The organism is Brytella acorum (assembly GCF_029309905.1).
GTDB lineage: Bacteria > Pseudomonadota > Alphaproteobacteria > Acetobacterales > Acetobacteraceae > Brytella > Brytella acorum.
This window is the reverse complement of record NZ_JARBJP010000002.1, coordinates 174,179-192,579: the sequence shown is the minus strand read 5'-3', so window position 1 is coordinate 192,579 and position 18,401 is coordinate 174,179. Positions and strand designations below refer to the sequence as shown.

The window sequence follows — 18,401 nt, the reverse complement described above, 5'->3', positions numbered from 1 at the left end:
CTTGCAACAGATATCGAGAATAGCCGTCGGCGCCATCATTCTTATGCTTAACGCTTGTGCACACAGTCCCGACGGTGCGCTTTCACAGTCTGATCACCGCACACACGGCGCTTATGTCGGATCCGGCATTGGCTCGCTGCCATGACATCCTATAATGCGCACCTCGCCCACGACGCGGATTTTGCCGGTTGGCGCGCCCATGTCCGACATTGCCTGGCCGGGGCCGTGTCTCCGGAAGACGTCATCTGGTCGATAACGGCACCCAATGATCTTTTCAGTCAAAGCGCGTCCCGCAGTCTACCGACCGGCGCATCGCCATTCCGCATCCCACGCGAGCAGGCGCGCCTCCTGAGCGGGGCTTTTCTCGCCGACGTTCCGGACCGCTTCCGGCAACTGCACCGATTCGTGGAAACCCTCGCGCATGACAGCCACGCTTTGCATGTCCCGTCCGAGGTGACACGTGATGTCCATTCGATGGCGGAAGCGGCGTGGAGCGCCGGCCTGGACCTGCGCACCGCCTTTTCGGCCGCCATTCGTCGCGGTGAGACCATGCTTTCATGGCCAAGCCACCTTTCGGCCATCGGTCAGCGCCACGCACTCGGTTCGCTATGCGCAGCTTCATGGGCTGTGACAACACCCCGTTTCGATCTCGCCTGTGACGGCGGAGAGATCACTATTGGCGGTGCAGGCGCCCATAACGATTACTGGTCTGGTCTCCCCTCCGTGACTCACCCTCCGACGCTTTCGGAACTCCACGAACTTCAATCGCTCGACGTCCTGCGGGCCATGGCGCCGGATTGCCACGCCTGCGATTTATGGCGTCCGGCCACGCGCACGGTCTTCGGAGAGGGGCCGACCGAAGCCGCCCTCATGTTCGTCGGCGAACAACCGGGCGATCAGGAGGATCTGGCCGGTCGACCTTTCGTCGGCCCTGCGGGCGCGGTGTTCGATTCGGCTCTTCAGGACGTCGGCCTTGAGCGAAGCGCCTGCTACGTGACAAACGCCGTCAAGCACTTCCGCTTCACCCAGCGCGGGGCGCGCCGGATTCATGCCAGGCCGGACACCGGGAACATCCAGGCCTGCGCCCCCTGGCTGGCGGCCGAACGACGCCTTGTGCGTCCACGCGTCCTTGTCATGCTGGGCGCCACGGCGGCGCGCGCCGTACTGGGACGCGACGTGACGATCGCGCGCGAGCGCTCGCGGCCCCATCGCCTCTCGGAGGATACGCAGGGCATCGTCACGACGCACCCCTCCTACCTTCTGCGTCTGCCCGACGACGCCACGCGCATCCGCGAAACAGAGCGCTTCAAGGATGACCTTCGACTTGCGCGCTCTCTCATGTCGAAGTGAATTCAAACGGTTTTGTAAGAAACCCGTGCCTTTTCTCGCGGCCTTCACACTGTCATCATAGGCGCTCCGTCAAACCTTCCCTGTCCTGAAGTTCCCTATAATGAGCGCCCGTTTCGGCATTAGTCTGCGCCTGCCGTCCAGCCTGGCGTCCCGGAGTGGTCCGCCTGGCCAATGGGCGTGGCTGTATGCCCCGAGCCCACAAATCTTCGGCTTCGCCTTTCGGACGACCTTTGCCGCCCTTCTGGCTCTGGGAATCGCCATGTGGATGGAACTGGACAGCCCGTCCTGGGCCGCCATGACCGTCTGGGCCGTCGCGCAGACGACACGCGGCGAAAGTCTGTCCAAAGCACGCTGGCGGCTTGTCGGTACCGTGCTGGGCGTGCTTGCGGCGACGAGTCTCATCATCGCTTTTCCTCAGACGCCCTGGCTCTTTTTCCCGGCGATCGCGATCTGGACGGGTCTTTGCGCCGGATTTGCGACATTCGTCAGCAACTTCCGGGCCTATGCGCTTGTTCTTGCGGGATATACCTGCGCCATCGTCGGTCTTTCGGCGATTTCCGATCCCGACAATATCTTCATGATCGCCATGTCGCGCGGCACATACATTGTGCTGGGAATCCTGTGCGAAGCCGCCGTCGGGATTCTTTTCGCAACCAGCCAGGAACGCAACGCAAGACGCATCGTACGGACCAAGCTGCAAACGGCCCTGTCACTCGTTTCCGTCGCCATCGCGGACCTGCTCGACGAATCAGAGGCTGCGCATCGTCAGGCCCGCGACCTCTTCGGCGCCATTCTGCGCGTCAATAGCGATATCGAATACGCCGAGATCGAGATGGGCCCCCATGGGCACGAAGGGGACCATGCCCGCGCCGCCCTGGCGGCCGTCTCGGTGCTGCTTTCCCGTGGTTTCGGCATGGCGACGCGCCTCGCGGCCCTGGATCACGACAGTGAGGATTTCAAAGCTGTCTCACGCAGGACGCAGGAATTTTTGCGCTCTCTGGGCAAGCGCCTCGATAGTGAAGACGATATCGCCGGGCTGCTGGCGGACATCCATGCTCTTGTCGAGGAATGCCGCCACTATGCGGCGCCTTATGTCACGGAAGACGAAACGGAAGTCACGCTGGGACCAATCGACGAGCGTGTGCTGTTCGTCGCCCTGAGCGAACTTCTGCTCGATCTGGACACGGCGATTTCGGAATACGACGCCAGCGGACACCCGGTGCCCCGCGACCATTTCACATTCCGTCTGCAGACCCATCGCGATCCGCGCAACGCTTTCAACAACGGACTGCGCGTCTCTTGTGCGGTCCTTCTGACTGCCCTGGTTTATGAGGTGACGGGCTGGTCCAACGGCCAGACATTCATGACGTTCTCCGCCGTCGTGTGCGGCCTGTTCGCGGCGACGGAAAATCCAGCCATCGCCAGCCTCAAATTCCTCTGGGGCGTGGTCTGGGCGGCGATTGCGGCGGCAATCCTCGTTTTCATCTTCGTGCCGAAATTCGACACATACGAAATGCTGATCGTTGCCTATGGACCGGCGATGTTCCTCGGCGGCCTCGCACGCGGCAACCCGAATTTCGGTCTCCAATCCGCGGCTTACGGCCTGCTCATGCCCGCCATGGTCGGCATCCAGAACCATCATCGCCTCGACGAAATCCAGTATTTCAATGCGACGTCGGCAACAGTGCTCGGCGCCGCGGCCGGCGTTCTCGTCTTCCATACCTTCCTGCCCTTCAACAGCAGGACGGAACGCTTCCGGCTACGGCGCGAAATGCTGTCCGAATTGCGTGGCCTTTGCCACCTGCGGCTCACCCCGGACGTCCGGTTCTGGATCGGACGCAACATCGACCGGTTCGCACGCCTCGTGCGCCACGCCGGGGCCAATCCGGGGGCCATCGTCGAGCGTTATATCCAGGGCACGCTGGCCACCATGACGCTGGGGCTGAACATCATTCGCCTGCGTACGCTGCTGGACCGGGAACATCTGCCCGACTCCGCGCGCCGTCCGATCGAACTGCTGCTCTACCGGCTCGAACATACGCGCGCGCGCCATTCCCAGCCTGCACGCACCGCACGCATTGCCATCCGGCGCCTGCGTCAGCTCGATGGTCTCGAAGCGGACCTCGTCACCCGTCTGGAACTCATGCGCGGCATTTCGTATCTCGTTCTCGTGAATCACGTACTTCAGGAAAACGGCGAATTCCTTGACGAGCGCCGACCTTTCATCGGCCTCGCACGCCAGGCCAAGGCGATCACGTGAGCATGGTCCGCCTCCTGCGTGGCACCCTTCTTCAATTTCGCCACGATCCTTTCCTGGGACCGCCGGAAGACGCGCTTCAGGTCGAAGAAGACGGTGCGGTCATCGTCCGGGGGGGATGCATCGAAAGCGTCGGCCCCTATGACGCCTTGCGCGCGCGCTGCGCGTCCGACATTCCGGAGGACGACCACCGGGGTTGCCTGATCGGCCCCGGTTTCATCGACGCCCATGTCCATTATCCCCAACTTCGGGCCATCGCTTCGTACGGGGAACAACTGCTCAACTGGCTCGAACGATACATTTTCCCGGAAGAAGCGCGCTTCGCCGATATCCGTTACGCCCGAGAGATCGCGCGCTCTTTCATGGATGAGCTTCTGCGCAACGGCACGACGACGGCGGCCGTCTATTGTACGGTTCATCCCCAGTCGGTCGACGCCTTTTTCGAGGAATCCAGCCATCGCAATACCCGCATGATCGCGGGCAAGGTCCTGATGGACCGCAACGCGCCGGAAGCGTTGCGGGATACGGCTCGAACCGGTTTTGACCAATCCCGCGATCTGATCGAGAAATGGCACGGCAACGGAAGGCAGCTTTACGCCGTCACACCGCGTTTCGCCCCGACGAGCACGCCGGAGCAACTGGACGCCGCCGGAAAGCTTCTCGATCTGGCGCCGGATCTTTTCATGCAGACGCATCTGCTGGAAACGAAGGCCGAGGAGGAATGGGTTCGCGCGCTCTTCCCGCGGCGTTCGGGCTATCTGGATGTCTATGATCACGCCCGGCTCGTGCGCCAGCGCTCGATTTTCGGACATGGCGTTCATCTGACGGAACACGACCGCCATCACTGTCACGACGCCGGTTGCGCCATCGCGCATTGCGCGCGTTCCAACCAGTTTCTCGGCAGCGGGCTGTTCGACTTGGCTTCGGCCAAACAGGCGAGCCGCCCCCTACGCGTGGCTCTGGGCAGCGATATCGGCGCCGGTGACAGCCTGTCGCTGCTGCGCGTCGCCAATGAAAGCTACAAGGTCGCGCAGATCCGCGGCCATAAGCTGCACCCGGCGCAGGCCTACTGGCTGGCTACGACGGGAGGCGCGGAAGCGCTGCATCTCGATCATCTGATCGGGGCCGTTCAACCGGGGCGGGAGGCCGATCTCTGCGTTCTCGATCCAAGGGCCACCGAGATCAGCGCCCGACGCGTCGCCCATGCGACGTCATGGAACGACGTTCTCTTCGCGCTTATGATGCTCGGCGACGACCGGCATATCCGGGCCACTTACGTCGCCGGCGAACGCGTTTATCCCTCGGCGCCCTGACGCGCTCACGCGTCCTCGTCGCTATGAGCGATGATCTCCCAGGGAACCGGGGTCTCGCCGAGCCATCTGGCCCGCACGTGATAGGCCCGCGCGATCCGTTCATCCGTCAGAACCTCGTCCGGGCGTCCATCCGCCAGAATCCGGCCTCGCGTCATGAGAACGAGCCGGTCGCAGAACCGCGCCGCCAGCGTAAGATCATGCAGCACGACGACGACGGCGCGTCCCTGCGCGGCGACATCGCGCAAGATCCTCATGACCGACAGGGCATGGGCCGGATCCAGAGCCGCGACCGGTTCGTCCACGAGAATCACACGGGCATCGACGGCCAGGGTGCGCGCCAGAAACATCCTGGCGCGCTCTCCGCCTGAAAGCGAGGATGCCGGGCGATCGGCAAGATCGACAAGGCCCGTCGCCGAGAGGGCGAATCTCACCGCCGCATGTTGTCGGGCCGTCTGCCCCGTCTCCCCCCAGGGCAGGCGGCCGAGCGCCACGAGATCACCCAGCCCCATGCGGGGCGGCGCGCCGCCTTCCTGCGGCATAAAGGCCATGCGGCGCGCTTTCCAGCGGGACTGGGCGGTCGAAAGATCCTGTCCTTCGAGCCGCACCGCTCCGGCATCGACGCGTTGCAGCCCGCAGGCGACACGCAGCAGAGAACTTTTCCCCGCGCCGTTCGGCCCCAGCAATCCGACGACCGCTCCAGGCTCGATCGCCAGATCCGCGCGCTCGATCACGGACCGGCCCTCCAGCGAAACCCGGATGCCCTCCAGCGTGAGGAGGCTCATAACGTGCTCCGGCGCAGCGTAACCACGCGATAGAGAAAGAGCGGCGCTCCAGCCAGCGCGGTCAGCACGCCGATCTGAAGCTCCACGCCCCAGTTGAACGCGCGCACGGCGTCGTCCGCCACCAGAAGCATGATCGCGCCCCCAAGGAAGGACGGAACCAGAAGCCGGGATGGCTGGTAGCCCGTAAGGGGCCTGAGCAGATGCGGAATCACCAGCCCCACGAAACCGATCGCCCCGCTGACCGCAGTACACGATCCGACGGCAAGAGCCACGCCAAGCACGAGCCGGGTCTGAACACCCCGCCAGCCATGCAGGATGAAACCCATGCTCCGGGCGACGTCCTCACCCAGCACCAGCGCATCCAGCGCGCGACCCGTCGACGCCACGAGCACGAGGCCGACCACGGAACCCGGCAGGCAGATGAGAACATGCTGGAACGTCCGGTCCGTCAGCGAACCCATCAGCCAGTGGGCAATCTCGAAGGACGCGTAGGGATTCTGGACCAGATTGAGCGTCAGCGCGGTCAGGGCCGCGAACAGGCTGCTCAACGCCGCACCCGCGAGCAGCAGGACGACCGCGCCGCCCCGTCCCACCAGCCCGACGAGAAGCATGACGGCGATCAGGGCGCCGATCAGCCCACCCAAAGGCAGCATCACGACGGAAAGACGCAGCAATCCGGTATAGAAAACGCACACCGCGCCGAGTGCTGCGCCGCTGGACACACCCAGCACGCCCGGATCCGCCAGCGGATTGCGCAGATAGCCCTGCAAAGCCGCCCCGGAACATCCGAGAACGCCGCCGATCACCACCGCCAGCAGGGCACGCGGCAACCGGAGTTGACCGACGATGGTCGCGGCCACGCTGGACCGCCCGGCCATGATGTCGCACAGGCCATGCCAGGCGGAAATTTCACTCTCGCCATGCCACAATGCGAAACCGAGCAGCACGACCATGACCGCCGCCAGCATGACCGACAGGCCGCGCGAGGACGGATGAGTCATTGCGCCTCCAGCCTCGCATGCGCCGCGCGAAGCCGCGTGACGGCGTCGAGCGTCTGCGGCAGCGCGCAAAGCCAGAGCCGGGCGGGAACATCCAGTTGGTGAGGCGCGGGATAAGCCTGACGCAGAACAGGATTTTCGAGCATGGCCTGAGCGAGGGAATATCCCTTGGCGCTTCGATCGATCACGAGCAGATCGGCGCGGTTGGCAATCAGCGCTTCGAGCGGCACGCCGTTCGCGCCCCTGAAAACGGACTGCTCATCCGCCATGTTCCGAAATCCCCCCAGCGTCAGCACTTCGTCGGCAAGCGAGCCTTTATGCACGACGAAACCATGGGCTTCATAAACCAGCGCGGTCAGCCTCCGATCTGCCGGCATGGTCCTTTGGAGTTGCGCCAGCCTTGCGCGAAACGGGGCGATGATGGCCTCGGCCCGATCTTCACGCCCGATGGCGCGCGCGACGATCCGGATCTGCTCGGGCACGTCGGCCAGGCTTTCGGCAATCGGTAGATCGACCGTCTTCAACCCGGCCTGCCGCGCGATGGCGGTCGCCGCGACAGCGGTGAACGGGCTGGAAAACACGACATCCGGCTGGCGCGCCAGCACCGCCTCTCCCGTCGGTCGCATCGACGGGAGACCGCGAGCCAGTTCGCACAACACCGTATTCGCACAATCCGCAGCCAACGGGCTGAGACCGACGATGTCGGACCGGTCCGCCAGCATGAAGATGATCTGATCCGCACAGAGATTGAGCGACGCGATGCGGTGCGAGGCCGCCAGAGCGCTTCCGCCTCCTGAGAGGCCAGGGCCCAGCAGGAGAACCGCGCCCAGCACGATCGCCTTCACCACTCCCGGCCTCCTTGCGATACCGGCCCTGCCCCGCACGGCGTCAGTACCCGAGCGTGAACCCGGCATAGGCGGCGCGCCCCGGCTGAAGATATCCGACGGGGTTTTCATACTGGCGGTTCAGCAGATTATCGGCACGCGCATAGACCGTAACGAAGCGATTGATCTTGTAGTCCGCCGCGATGTTGATCGTGAAATAGCCATGCCCCTTCACGCAGGTGGACTTGCAGTCCGGGATCATGCCGAAACGGTCGAGATCACGCCAGCCGCTGACATAGAGCATGGTGGAGGAAAAAGTGAGATTCCTGATGATCTCCCAGCGCGTGATGAAGCTGAATTTGTGATGTGGAATACGCGGAACCGACGCGGACTGCGCCGATGTGTATTTCGTGTTCCGCGTATCGGTCCACGTATAGTTCAGATTGAAATCGAGATCCTTGCGCGGCGCCCAGCGCAGGAACGATTCCACCCCATGCGAGCGCCCTTTCGAGACGTTGACGAGCGTGGTGTTGTAGCAGCCGCCCGGCCCGCCCGCGCAGCCCGTCTCGATCATGTTGTTGATATGGTTCTCATACCAGGTCGCGCCGAAGCTGACCGTATCATGCGCGAGCTTCTGCTCGATCCCCGCATCGTATCCAAGAAGGCGCTCGCCGCGCAGATCGGGATTGCCGAGAAAGCTGCCGTAAGGGCTTGGATAGCTGACGAACAGCCGCTCCAGCGACGGACCGTTGAAACCGCTGCCGCCGCTGGCCTTGAGGATCGTGCCGGTGCCCGGAATATGGATGGCGGGCGCGGCGCGCCACGTCACATGGTTGCCGTAACGCGAATTGGAATCATAGCGGATATTGGCTGCGCCATAGAGAATATGGGCGTAATTGCCCTCGTACTGCCCGTATCCCGCGTTGGTGTCGATCGACTTCGAGACGGCCGTAGCGCCGCCGCTGTTATTCTGCGTGAGCATGTCGTGAAAATGCTCGGCACCGACCAGGACCTTGCCGAAAGCGCCGAGATCGGTCGTACCGTGCCAGTCGATTTTCACGCGTCCACCCGAGTAAAGATTGGGCGTCGAATATTCCGCCCCGCTCAGATAGCGGTTGCGATAGGTCGTGTAGCCCAGTCCGATGATCTGATCGAACTTCCCGTTGAAAGACGACAGATGCGCCGTGCCGCGCACGACAGCTTCGTTGAGATTGTTCTGATCGCGATAATTCGCCGGAACATAGGCATAGGAGTACGGCGCGGTATCAGTCACGCCATAGGCGGTGGACGGATAAAGATATTTGCTCTGCGTCAGATGCGCCGTCAGGCCGAGATCAAAGTTATGCGTCACGTCATAACCGAGCCGTATATTCGCCGAACGGTTGTCGTTGCGGGAGTCCGGCACCTTGCCATCGCCACGCAGCGACTTCGGCACGTTCGGCACGCCGCCGACGCGCGTATGCGACAGAAAGACCGAGTAGTGGAATCGATTTCCAAAAGCCGCGCCCGTCGCGCCGATCGTCTGGTTGAACGTCGCAAACGATCCGCCCTCGATACGGACGATCGGCTTGAAACGTCCCTCGCCTTTGACGCTGGTGATATCGATCACGCCAGCCATCGCATCCGCGCCGTACAACCCGCTCTGCGGCCCGCGCAGCACTTCGATGCGACCGATCCCGTCGGTCAGAAACTGCGCGGCATCGAACGCACCGGTATAATTGCTGGGATCGTTGATATCCATCCCATCCATACGGACCTTGACCTCATTCGAAGCCGTGCCGCGCATGAAAATCGACGTCGTGGCTCCGGGGCCGCCCGCGCGAACGACGTTCATGCCCGGTTCGGTGGCGAGCACGTCGCTCAGCGTCCGGCGCTGCTGTGTCTGGATTTCCTTTTCCGTGATGATCGAGACGGTCGTGCCGATCTCATCGACCTTCACCGGATGACGCGCGGCGCTGACGGTAATCAGTTCACGACCATCGGGGGTCGTGGAGGACACATGGTTCGCAGATACTGCTTTCGTCGGATGAGGGCTCGCAGAAGCGGGTGCGGTCGTATTGACTGTCGTTTCGGCGGCATGAGCCGCTTGGGCCATGAGCGCGGGAAGCGCGGAAGACGCAAGAAGGCCGGGAACAAGCAGACGGGAGGCCAGAAGGCGCTGGCGAACGGACATGCGGGGATACCTCGCGACAGAAAACCACGTTGCCACGAGAGCCTCCGCCTTCGGCCCGAAAGCCACAGACAGACGCGAATCAGAACCCCCCGTCCGATCCTTCCCGGTTACAACCATGCTGATGGCAGGTTTCCTGGCTCGCGACGTCACATCGTGCTTTTCGTCTTCCCGGCTCTGTCAGACCAGTGACGCGTGCCGGACCGGCACGAAGAAAACACGACTACCGCTTACAGTTGCGGGGGCAGCCGGGGCTTGCCGGACACAGTCCGTCCCCGTTCCCTTTTACCCTCTCCCGCGGGAAGAGGCACCATCGCGGCCTCCTTATGAAACTCCCTCTCCAATGTAAACGGCGTTCTCCTGGCGCGTCTGCAAATCATGTAATAACTGTGCCCTCTTCCACACATTCCGACGCAGAGGCAGTGTGCGTGGACGCAGCGGCACCGGTTGCCAGTTGACATAGGCAACGTCATGCAAGGCAGGCACGGGGACGTCCTGCCCGTGCCATTTCAGCCAGACGGCCGCGCAAAGCGCCGCATCCTCCAGAGCTGAATGCTGGCTACCCTGCCTCCGCAGACCCAGCCGTTCGGCGCAGGCCGACAATGTCGCCGGTTTGAGGCCCCGTTTCCGCGCAAGGTCCAACGTGCATTCGGCCGGCAGAGGCGGAAAATCCACATGCCACTCCTGAAACGCCCGCATCAGGATGCCGATGTCAAAAGCGGCGTTGTGGCACACGATCCCGTCGGCTCGCTCAAGAAAGCGAACGATGTCCGCGATATGCGCCCCGAAAAGAGGCTGATGGCGGAGCGTCCAGTCGTCCAGCCCATGCACGCGCAACGCCTCGGTCTGCGAGGTCTTCAGAGGATCGAAGATAAGCGAGATCGTGGCCCAATGCGGGCGGCCGTCTTCAAGCCTATCGAGGCGCAACATGCCGAGACTGACCACGCGGTCGCTCGATCTGAGTCCGGTCGCTTCCACGTCCAGAAAAACAGGGCATCGGAAAGCGGCTGGTGTGATCGTGTCCAACATAGGTCTTTGACTTTACCTGCTTTATCGACCCCGTAGGCTCACTGCGCGATCGGCTTCGCCGAACGGTGCCTGAAATGGGATTGCGCGGCTGCAATCTCATGACGTCGAGAGAAAAAACGGCCAGATGGCAAAAAAATCCCAGGTTCAAGGAAGCGCGAGTCATTCCGCGCCTTCTCCGCGAACCGCATACTGACGGGCATAAGCGGAGAGCTGCTGCACGCGATGCGTAATCGCCGCCACATCGAAAGGCTTGAGCGAAATCGAAACATGATTTTCCGTGTCGATCCCGGTTTCCACCAATTCTCCCCAGTATCTTAGCCCCATCTGCGTCGCGAGGGCGAGTGTACAAGGGTTTTGATGATGTTCGGGCACGAGTTCACACACAACGGTTCCGGGACGACACCATGCGAGGTTGGCCATTCCCGCGCCGAGTGAACCCACGACCAGTCGAGCCTGAGCGAATAAATGAACCTGCTCTCGAACACTCAAAGTTTCCGGGCTCACAACCGTCAACCCAAGACGCGCCAATGCGTCCGTCAATTCGGATTCATTGCTCATCGACCGATTGGTGGCGTCTCCGCGTCTGATAAACAACTCGAGATTCTGAGGCTCATGACCTGTTATGCCCATTTCTTTCGCCAAAGCCCTATAGGCCGCAGCCGAAATGGGAGAAAAGGCAAAATCCGCGGTGCCGCGCACATAATCCGTATAAAGAGCCCTCTTGAAACAGTACTGTTTTCCGTCCTGAACAATTTCCTGATTTTGAAATGCGAATTTTTCTGCCCTCAGCATTTCTTCCTGCCATGGATAAACCGGGGGCAGGATGAGATTGCCTTTGAAATTCTGCGTTCTCAAAGTGAAAAGCGTGGGGACGGTGTGCGCGAGCCAATGGTAGTAATTTTTATGCCAGTGATCAAAAGTCGCAGCCATGACAGTTTGACCACGTGGGGCCAGAACGAGATCCTGCGGCCGGATCGTCAGGTTCGTGACCAGATCAGGAGCCTGCAAGTATGACGTATCCACAATGGGGCGACCATTCTGGATAAAGACCATCAACGACCGATCAAGAATAACGTCATGCAGTTCATACTGCCGTATCGTTACCGGCTGCGTTTTCCACGCACGAAAGAGAGAGTGAGTCCCATCCGATAAAACGCCGTCGCACACCAAAAGCGGCGGACGGGACTCATTGTTTTCAAGTTCCACGATACGTTTCGCAGCCGTCATCAACAGAAGAGGCTCATCGGCGGCCTTCCTCCTGCGTCCGATTTTTTGTGCGACCCGCCTCAGGAAACTCATAACGTCTCACCGTCTCGAATTTTATTCGTTTTATAAAAAACCTTGTATTTCATGAGTTTTTTCAAATTTATGAGATCAGGAACCTGCGACTGCCGCCTGTTCTCTCATTTTTTAAATGGCTACCCATGCGAGTTCAAGAAGCAGACCCAACGGCCATCGAGATCAGGCCGGAATTCAAACACGAACTCACAGGGAGGTGGCTCTGCTTCCGCGCAGGGATTTACGTGTCCTGATGACTGGATTCTGGTATCACCTCTCTGGGTACTGCATCGAGCATGGGCGTCAAACTGCCTTTTTCCCGACGCCTTGAGACGCGGGCGGACCTTGATGGCATGATGCTGATGACGGAGGCAGGCTATGATCCGCACACGGCGCTGAGCCTGTGGCGGAAAATGACCAGCTTACGGGGCCAGACGGGAAAAGAAGGACTGGTACAGTTCTTTTCCGATCCCCCCAATGACGCCGACCGTCAGGAGGCGGTTGAGGCACGAATGCCGCAGGCAATGGCTGCGTATAGGCAAGCGACCTCACTCTGAAAGTCAGCACAACCCATTATGGACTGTCGGTTGTGCTGGAGCGCCTGTTGTTACGAATCGACCAGCTATAGATCGGTTGCGAAATGCGCCGTGCAACGAAGACGAAAACAGGTCGAAGCAGTCTGCCGATCTGCTCGTCCAGCTTGCGAGACGTTGGGGACGAAAGCGGGAATAACCGTTCAGCCATCCTCGATATCGCATCAGCTTCGACGAACAACATACAATTTTCGACGAAGGCCCCGATGCCGCCAATTGCGACCGCCTGTATCATCAGTGATGAAACTGAAAATATATCAACATTGGTATGCCAATCCTGAAACTCGGGAAAGCAGATCATCATGATCACGGCGCCAACCATGAAACCGGATAGCGCAACAAAGCCTTTCGCGATGAGCACGGCGGTGGCCTTCAATAAGAAGGCGAAGGGAAATGCTGTGCGTGAGGCGATTCCATAGACAGAAAGAACACAAAGAATGAGACTCTCGAAGCAAAGAAGAGCGACGTAACCGCTAGTCAGCAACTCGAACTCCTCAACCGGCTCGGAGAAGAAATTTTCGGTCCAGAGAAGTGCTTTGAGCGCGTTCGATGCCATGGCACTTTGATGGATACGTAATTCGTGGGCGGCGATCGATAGTATAACGCACGCGGCAAGCGGCACGACAAACGAGTAGACGAGCGCTTTAGCCTGTCCCGGTCGATGTTTCGGGATGAAGATGAGAAAAGCTAGTTGCATCCACAACAGGAACGTTACAGTCATTATGCCGCCGGCATGATTGTGGCCATCACCGTTAGGGTTTGATGAATATTCTGAGACTTCCGCCAGAAGAACTGAACCAACCAATACAACAAAAACAAAAAATATTCCCAAAACCCTCTTCATACTAGCTCCCACGAAATTCTGATTGACCTTATATATACCTTCCATCTGAGGACCATGACTCCCTTGACATCTTTTCCCGCAATCTCGGAAAGGAAATATCAAGCGGCGGCTCCGAACCTCCTTTTCTCAATGAGACGAAAATATTTTAGGCGCTGACACCGTGTTGTCTGGTTTCGATCGCATGATGGAAGCGCAGACTTCTCCCGACAGCGGAGAAGACCATAAAGCCATCCTTGCTCACCGCGCCTGCCCTCCTTCTGACCTTGGCAGCGTGTTCCGGACATATCTCCGATCCCGGTCGCTTTCCATTCGTGCATGTCGCGGTGAAGGATTGGGCGCAACGGGCCGCTTTAGGCGTGCTTTACGATCTGAGTAATTGCCGTGGCGTCAGGCAGGAACGAGACATTATTGACGGCGACATTCGACGCGAAATCATGGATACATTGGCGACTATTATCCTTCTCGCGCACAGGGAGACTACTGATGAGCAGTGACAACAGGACGACCGACGACCGCGAAATCATACAGATATCTCCGTGTGATGGCTGGGTATTCAGACACGCGAATGAGCATCGGGCGGACAGCATTTATCCGGTTGCCGCATGGGCGCTTTTATCGAGCGGTGTAGTGGTCGGACTGATTCCGGTGTCCAACGCGAGGGACAACCACGGCAGAGCTAAATTGGTGTTCCCTCCTCCACTTGAAGGAACGTATCAGCGACTTTCCGAGCCCGCGAAGGCGGGGACGAGTGACTGACAACCAGGCGACAGATGACCGGGAAGATGAATATCGTCGTCACGCCAGACCTTCACGACAGACCGAACTGTCATCAATGCTCCCTGCCACCTGTTGCGGCAGGGAGAAAGGGCGGGGTGGCAGGCAGGCCCGGCACCGGGGCGGCCATCGGCGGCTTCCGGGCCGGATAGGGACGCAGCTCCTCGTAGATTGAGCCAGCAATGCGCCTCTTCTTGTTCAGGTAATTTGGGATCAGTTTTTTAAGAAGGGAATCTCCTTTTGTCATGAACTGATCCTGAGGCCGCCGTGGCGCTGGCCACCCCCCGGCCCGAATGATATCTCCCTGATTTCGCATGTCTTCCATGACCATGCGATCGTCATCGGTCAGGCGATCCCATATGGCACGAGCCTCAGCGTAAAGGTCATCGATCATCGACAGTAGAACAGGGATATGGCGCGGCTTGATCAGCCCATAACCATCCAGAATCCAGGAGAGACGTCCGATCGGTTTTTGCACACCCAGGATATGATTGAGCTCTCCCGAACCGACCAGATAGAAGAGTGTGCCCGTGTAGCCTTTGACCGGAATGGGCAGGCGTCTGGCTCGGACTTCCTGTTCGACCCAGGCCATCTCCAGCAACAGTCGGCCGTCGGGCCTGTCATTGGTCAGCGGGCATGGGCCCAATGCGGCGCGCAGATCGGCGATCGCCGACAGGATGTCGGCGTATTCCTCCTCGATCCCGGGTCCCATGATTGCCGGCGTGATCGTGATCATGGTCCGCCGTGCTCCGCGATGTTACCCATTGTGTTGAGCGCCGGTGCGAATTGCGATCCGCCGCCAGTCATGGACCGCTCGAAGTTAAGCAACTCCGTGCCGTCCGCGGATTGGTAGATGACGTTTTCGGCGGCGGGATTGATGGTCGAGATGACGACGCTCTGGGTCTCGGTCAGTTGGCCGCGATAGACGGCATTGGCCTGATTGTAGCAGGGCAGCGCGAGATGGTTCTTGATGCCGAGGCTGTCCCACGCGCCCTCCACCGGATCCCGGAAACGCGTCTGCATCTCCTGGAATGTCGGCTCGTCCATCCAATACGGACTGTCGGCGCCCTTCGGCCAACCTTCAGAGCTGAATCCATACATGCTGTCGCCCTCCTGATAATCGGCGTTGCGGAAGCCGTTGCCAGAATTGAGAATCTGCTTCTGTTGATTCAGGTCCCATCCAGCGGCCTGCAACTGCTCGGCCGCTTCAACGTTTTCAGGCGGGAGTTCGCTGATATCCATCCGCTCGACATCCAGCCCATCTGGTCGGTGCGGCTTGAAATTTTCTATCGATACCCTTGCTCCTGCCGGGACTTCAGGTTCGTCGCTGAATGGCTTGGGCGTCGTTTCAGGCGGGGGAGTGACCTCGCCTCCTCCTGAAATACACGCTCCACCCGCCCGCTCCTCCATGGCGCGTCCCAGCGAGCCGACAACAGTCGTTGACGCATAGAAGAAGAAAGAGTTGATCTTAGGCACGGACAGGATCAGCGCAATTGCCCAAAACGCTTCCTGTATTCGGCGGGGGTCACGCCCAGATGATGCTGGAACACTCTTCGCAGAATCCTGACAGATCCGAAACCTGCTGCGGCTGCCACAACTTTTGGCGGCTTTCGTCCGTCTTCAAGCAGGCCGCGAGCGATGGCAAGACGCGTCTGTTCGACCCATCGGGCGGGTGACAGCCCCGTTTCCTGCGCGAAGAGGCGCGTCACCTGCCGACGCTCCAGCGTCATCATTTCCGCCATTGCCTTCACACTGTATTCAGCATCCGGCTGCTGCATGATCCGGCGTTGCAGAGACTGCAATACCGACCGCCCGGCCGGAGACAATTCTCTCTGCCGACTATATTGCAACTGACCGCCGGGCCGTTTGTAGAAAAGCACGAGTTGCCGAGCGACATCACGGGCGATCCGTTCGCCCAGATCTTCGCGCACCAGCGCGAGTGCCAGATCAAGACCGGATGACACACCGGCTGCTGTCCGCAGGGCGCCTTCCTCCCGCACGATTGCATCCGCATCCACGGTGACGGCGGGAAACTGCTGTCGGACGCTGTCCACATCAGCCCAGTGCGCGGCGATGGTCTGTCCATCCAGCAAGCCGGTTTCCGCAAGGGGAAAGACGCCGCCACAGATCGAACCGAAACGACGGGCGCGGGGCGCTTCCTGCCGCAGCCAGCCGGTCAAAACCGGATCGGAGGGTCTTGTGGCGGCGTCAGGCGATCCCGCCACCAGCAACGTGTCGACGCATCCGGTGCCGACGTCACTCAGCAGCAGGTCGGCCCGCAGGCTGAAACCACAGGAACTCCGGATGTCCCTCTTCCCCCCGACAATGACAGACCGGTAAAGCGGCCTGCCATGAAGGGTATTGGCCTCCGCGAAAACATCGGCTGGACCGGCTATATCCATCAACTGGACACCATCACTCGCCACAAAGACAATCAGAAGTTCGGTCATCCTGTTTCCGGTTCTCGTTCAGCCTGCCATGCTTCCGGTTTCCGTGTAACGCTGATGCCAGGCAAGAGCTGTCGGCAGGTGGTGGGGAATATGCTGGCCGAAGCTGTGCCGACGGGCCTGCTCGAAATAGTCCTGCAGAGCTGGCCTGAAATCAGGATGCGCGCATTTGTTGATAACCTCCCGCGCCCGTTCAACCGGAGCAAGCCCGCGTAGGTCCGCAAGTCCCTGTTCGGAAACGATGATCTGCACGTCCTGGAGGATATGGTCGGTATGGGGCACCATCGGCACAAAGGCGGATATTTTACCACTCCTGGCAGTCGATGGAGAGACGAAGAGAGACAGGAACGCATTGCGTGCGAAATCACCGGAGCCACCTATGCCGTTCTGGATGCGTGATCCCATGATGCAGGTGGAATTGACGTTGCCGTAGATGTCCGCCTCGATCATGCCATTCATGGCGATGATTCCGAGGCGTCGGATCAGTTCGGGACTGTTGCTGACTTCCTGCTGGCGCAACACGATTTTCTGGCGGAAGAATGCGGCATTGTCATTGATACGATGCGCCGCTTCCGGACTTAGGGAAAAGGAGGAAGCCGATGCGACCTTCATGCGCCCGCTTTCCAGCATGGACAGCATGCCGTCCTGAATGACTTCGCTGAAGCCGGTCAGATTGTCAAACCGGCTCGCATTCAGACCTTCCAGCACGGCATTGGCGATATTTCCAACACCACTCTGGAGCGGGAGCAGTGATGGCGGAAGCCGTCCGTGCTTCACCTCGTGTTCGAAGAATGCCATGACGTGCCCGGCAATCTGCCGCGCGGTCGTGTCCGGCTCGGCAAAGGGTGCGTTACGGTCCGGCTCGTCCGTGATCACGACGGCGGCGAGACGGTCGAGGTCGATCGGAAGTGTATTGCTTCCGATGCGATCCCCCGGACGCATCAGCGGAATGACCTGCCCGTCCGGCGGCATCCGCGCGTCACCCCATATGTCGTGGATCCCTGCAAGCTCCGGGTTCTGCCAGGTATTGATCTCGATGATGATTTTGTCCGCGAGCTGCACCCATGTGGGGCTGTTGCCGACGGAAGAACTGAGAATGAGCTGTCCGTCCGGTGTGACGGCGACCGCTTCGATAATTGCGACATCAGGCCTGCCAAACTGTCCCTGCCGTGCCTTATGAGCCACCTGTCCGAGATGCATGTCGAGATAGAGCGTACTGCCTTCGTTGATCCGCGTCCGCATCGTGGTGTCGCCGTTGTAGGGACAGCGAAACGCCACGCCGTTGACCCTGGCGAGAGCGCCATCGAGTTGCGGCCCCGTCGAGGCTCCGGTCAGGAGCCGCACCGTGAAGGGTTCGCCAGAGGCATGTGCCGTTTCCATATGCTGAGCGAGGGCTTCCGGCACCGCCTTGGGGTATCCCGCGCCGGTAAAGCCACTCGTGGCGATGACATCTCCATTCCGGATCAATGCTGCGGCCTCTTCAGCCGTCATGATGTGATCCAGAAATGTCTTGTTACGGATACGGTCTTTCATGGACTGCTTTCATCGGGGTGTTTCTCACGTCACTCATGATGAGAACCAGGCGGCAGAGACGGCAACGGGAATGATGGCCCGACGAAGGTGTGTTATGGACCGGATTCGGACATTTCACGCCACATGCCTGTGATCTTCTGTCGTTACCGCCATGGATCCAGCAGGAGAGATCGGCAGTCGTTTGAGCCCTCTGAGAGTTTCTGGTCGTC

15 protein-coding genes and 1 riboswitch are annotated in these 18,401 nt (G+C 60.2%); of the genes, 4 read left to right on the top strand and 11 right to left on the bottom strand.

Annotated features, from left to right (window positions below; all coding sequences use genetic code 11):
• Nucleotides 1-141 precede the first annotated feature (141 nt).
• The 3 genes from PWM43_RS04180 (at nucleotide 142) to guaD (ending at nucleotide 4,920) form a co-directional block, all read left to right on the top strand.
• Nucleotides 142-1,350, top strand: a complete 1,209-nt coding sequence (locus tag PWM43_RS04180) for a UdgX family uracil-DNA binding protein (protein ID WP_289841316.1) — start codon at nucleotides 142-144, stop codon at nucleotides 1,348-1,350.
• A gap of 100 nt (nucleotides 1,351-1,450) precedes the next feature.
• Nucleotides 1,451-3,610, top strand: coding sequence for an FUSC family protein (locus PWM43_RS04175; RefSeq protein ID WP_289841315.1), 2,160 nt, complete (start codon nucleotides 1,451-1,453; stop codon nucleotides 3,608-3,610).
• A gap of 2 nt (nucleotides 3,611-3,612) precedes the next feature.
• Entirely contained in the window at nucleotides 3,613-4,920 is a 1,308-nt protein-coding gene (gene guaD, locus PWM43_RS04170) for a guanine deaminase (RefSeq protein ID WP_289841314.1), read from the top strand.
• Between the two features lie 5 nt (nucleotides 4,921-4,925).
• On the opposite strand, the gene PWM43_RS04165 is transcribed toward guaD, so the two are convergent.
• From PWM43_RS04165 to PWM43_RS04140, 6 genes are all read right to left on the bottom strand, one after another.
• A complete protein-coding gene (locus tag PWM43_RS04165) occupies nucleotides 4,926-5,702 on the bottom strand; it encodes an ABC transporter ATP-binding protein (protein ID WP_289841313.1) in 777 nt (258 codons plus the stop codon).
• On the bottom strand, nucleotides 5,699-6,703 hold the full coding sequence (locus PWM43_RS04160) for a FecCD family ABC transporter permease (protein WP_289841312.1): 1,005 nt from the start codon (nucleotides 6,701-6,703) through the stop codon (nucleotides 5,699-5,701). The genes PWM43_RS04165 and PWM43_RS04160 overlap by 4 nt, the downstream gene beginning before the upstream one ends.
• Complete coding sequence (locus tag PWM43_RS04155; protein ID WP_289841311.1) at nucleotides 6,700-7,614, bottom strand: ABC transporter substrate-binding protein; 915 nt, start codon at nucleotides 7,612-7,614, stop codon at nucleotides 6,700-6,702. Before PWM43_RS04155 ends, PWM43_RS04160 begins: the two co-directional genes overlap by 4 nt.
• Nucleotides 7,589-9,697 carry a TonB-dependent receptor plug domain-containing protein gene (locus PWM43_RS04150; RefSeq protein ID WP_289841310.1) on the bottom strand — a complete coding sequence of 703 codons (2,109 nt, stop codon included), beginning with the start codon at nucleotides 9,695-9,697 and terminating at the stop codon, nucleotides 7,589-7,591. Before PWM43_RS04150 ends, PWM43_RS04155 begins: the two co-directional genes overlap by 26 nt.
• Before the next feature lie 106 nt (nucleotides 9,698-9,803).
• A riboswitch (cobalamin riboswitch) is annotated at nucleotides 9,804-10,024 on the bottom strand.
• On the bottom strand, nucleotides 10,019-10,723 hold the full coding sequence (locus PWM43_RS04145; protein WP_289841309.1) for a 3'-5' exonuclease: 705 nt from the start codon (nucleotides 10,721-10,723) through the stop codon (nucleotides 10,019-10,021). (Overlaps the previous riboswitch by 6 nt.)
• 159 nt (nucleotides 10,724-10,882) lie before the next feature.
• The gene (locus PWM43_RS04140) at nucleotides 10,883-11,950 is read right to left on the bottom strand and encodes a glycosyltransferase family 61 protein (RefSeq protein WP_289841308.1); all 1,068 of its coding nucleotides are present in this window, start codon (nucleotides 11,948-11,950) and stop codon (nucleotides 10,883-10,885) included.
• 347 nt (nucleotides 11,951-12,297) lie between these two features.
• Between PWM43_RS04140 and PWM43_RS04135 the strand changes: the two genes are divergently transcribed.
• Complete coding sequence (locus PWM43_RS04135; protein ID WP_289841307.1) at nucleotides 12,298-12,558, top strand: M48 family metalloprotease; 261 nt, start codon at nucleotides 12,298-12,300, stop codon at nucleotides 12,556-12,558.
• Nucleotides 12,559-12,574: 16 nt separating this feature from the next.
• On the opposite strand, the gene PWM43_RS04130 is transcribed toward PWM43_RS04135, so the two are convergent.
• The 5 genes from PWM43_RS04130 to PWM43_RS04110 all read right to left on the bottom strand — a co-directional run bounded on the left by PWM43_RS04130 (nucleotide 12,575) and on the right by PWM43_RS04110 (nucleotide 18,192).
• Nucleotides 12,575-13,438, bottom strand: a complete 864-nt coding sequence (locus PWM43_RS04130) for a hypothetical protein (RefSeq protein ID WP_289841306.1) — start codon at nucleotides 13,436-13,438, stop codon at nucleotides 12,575-12,577.
• An 829-nt stretch (nucleotides 13,439-14,267) separates the two neighbouring features.
• Nucleotides 14,268-14,948, bottom strand: coding sequence for a hypothetical protein (locus PWM43_RS04125; protein ID WP_289841305.1), 681 nt, complete (start codon nucleotides 14,946-14,948; stop codon nucleotides 14,268-14,270).
• Nucleotides 14,945-15,688, bottom strand: coding sequence for a hypothetical protein (locus PWM43_RS04120; protein WP_289841304.1), 744 nt, complete (start codon nucleotides 15,686-15,688; stop codon nucleotides 14,945-14,947). The genes PWM43_RS04125 and PWM43_RS04120 overlap by 4 nt, the downstream gene beginning before the upstream one ends.
• An 8-nt stretch (nucleotides 15,689-15,696) precedes the next feature.
• On the bottom strand, nucleotides 15,697-16,662 hold the full coding sequence (locus PWM43_RS04115; RefSeq protein WP_289841303.1) for a GlxA family transcriptional regulator: 966 nt from the start codon (nucleotides 16,660-16,662) through the stop codon (nucleotides 15,697-15,699).
• Nucleotides 16,663-16,680: 18 nt separating this feature from the next.
• Nucleotides 16,681-18,192: an acetyl-CoA hydrolase/transferase family protein gene (locus tag PWM43_RS04110; protein ID WP_289841302.1), complete on the bottom strand. Its 1,512-nt coding sequence runs from the start codon at nucleotides 18,190-18,192 to the stop codon at nucleotides 16,681-16,683.
• Nucleotides 18,193-18,401 lie beyond the last annotated feature (209 nt).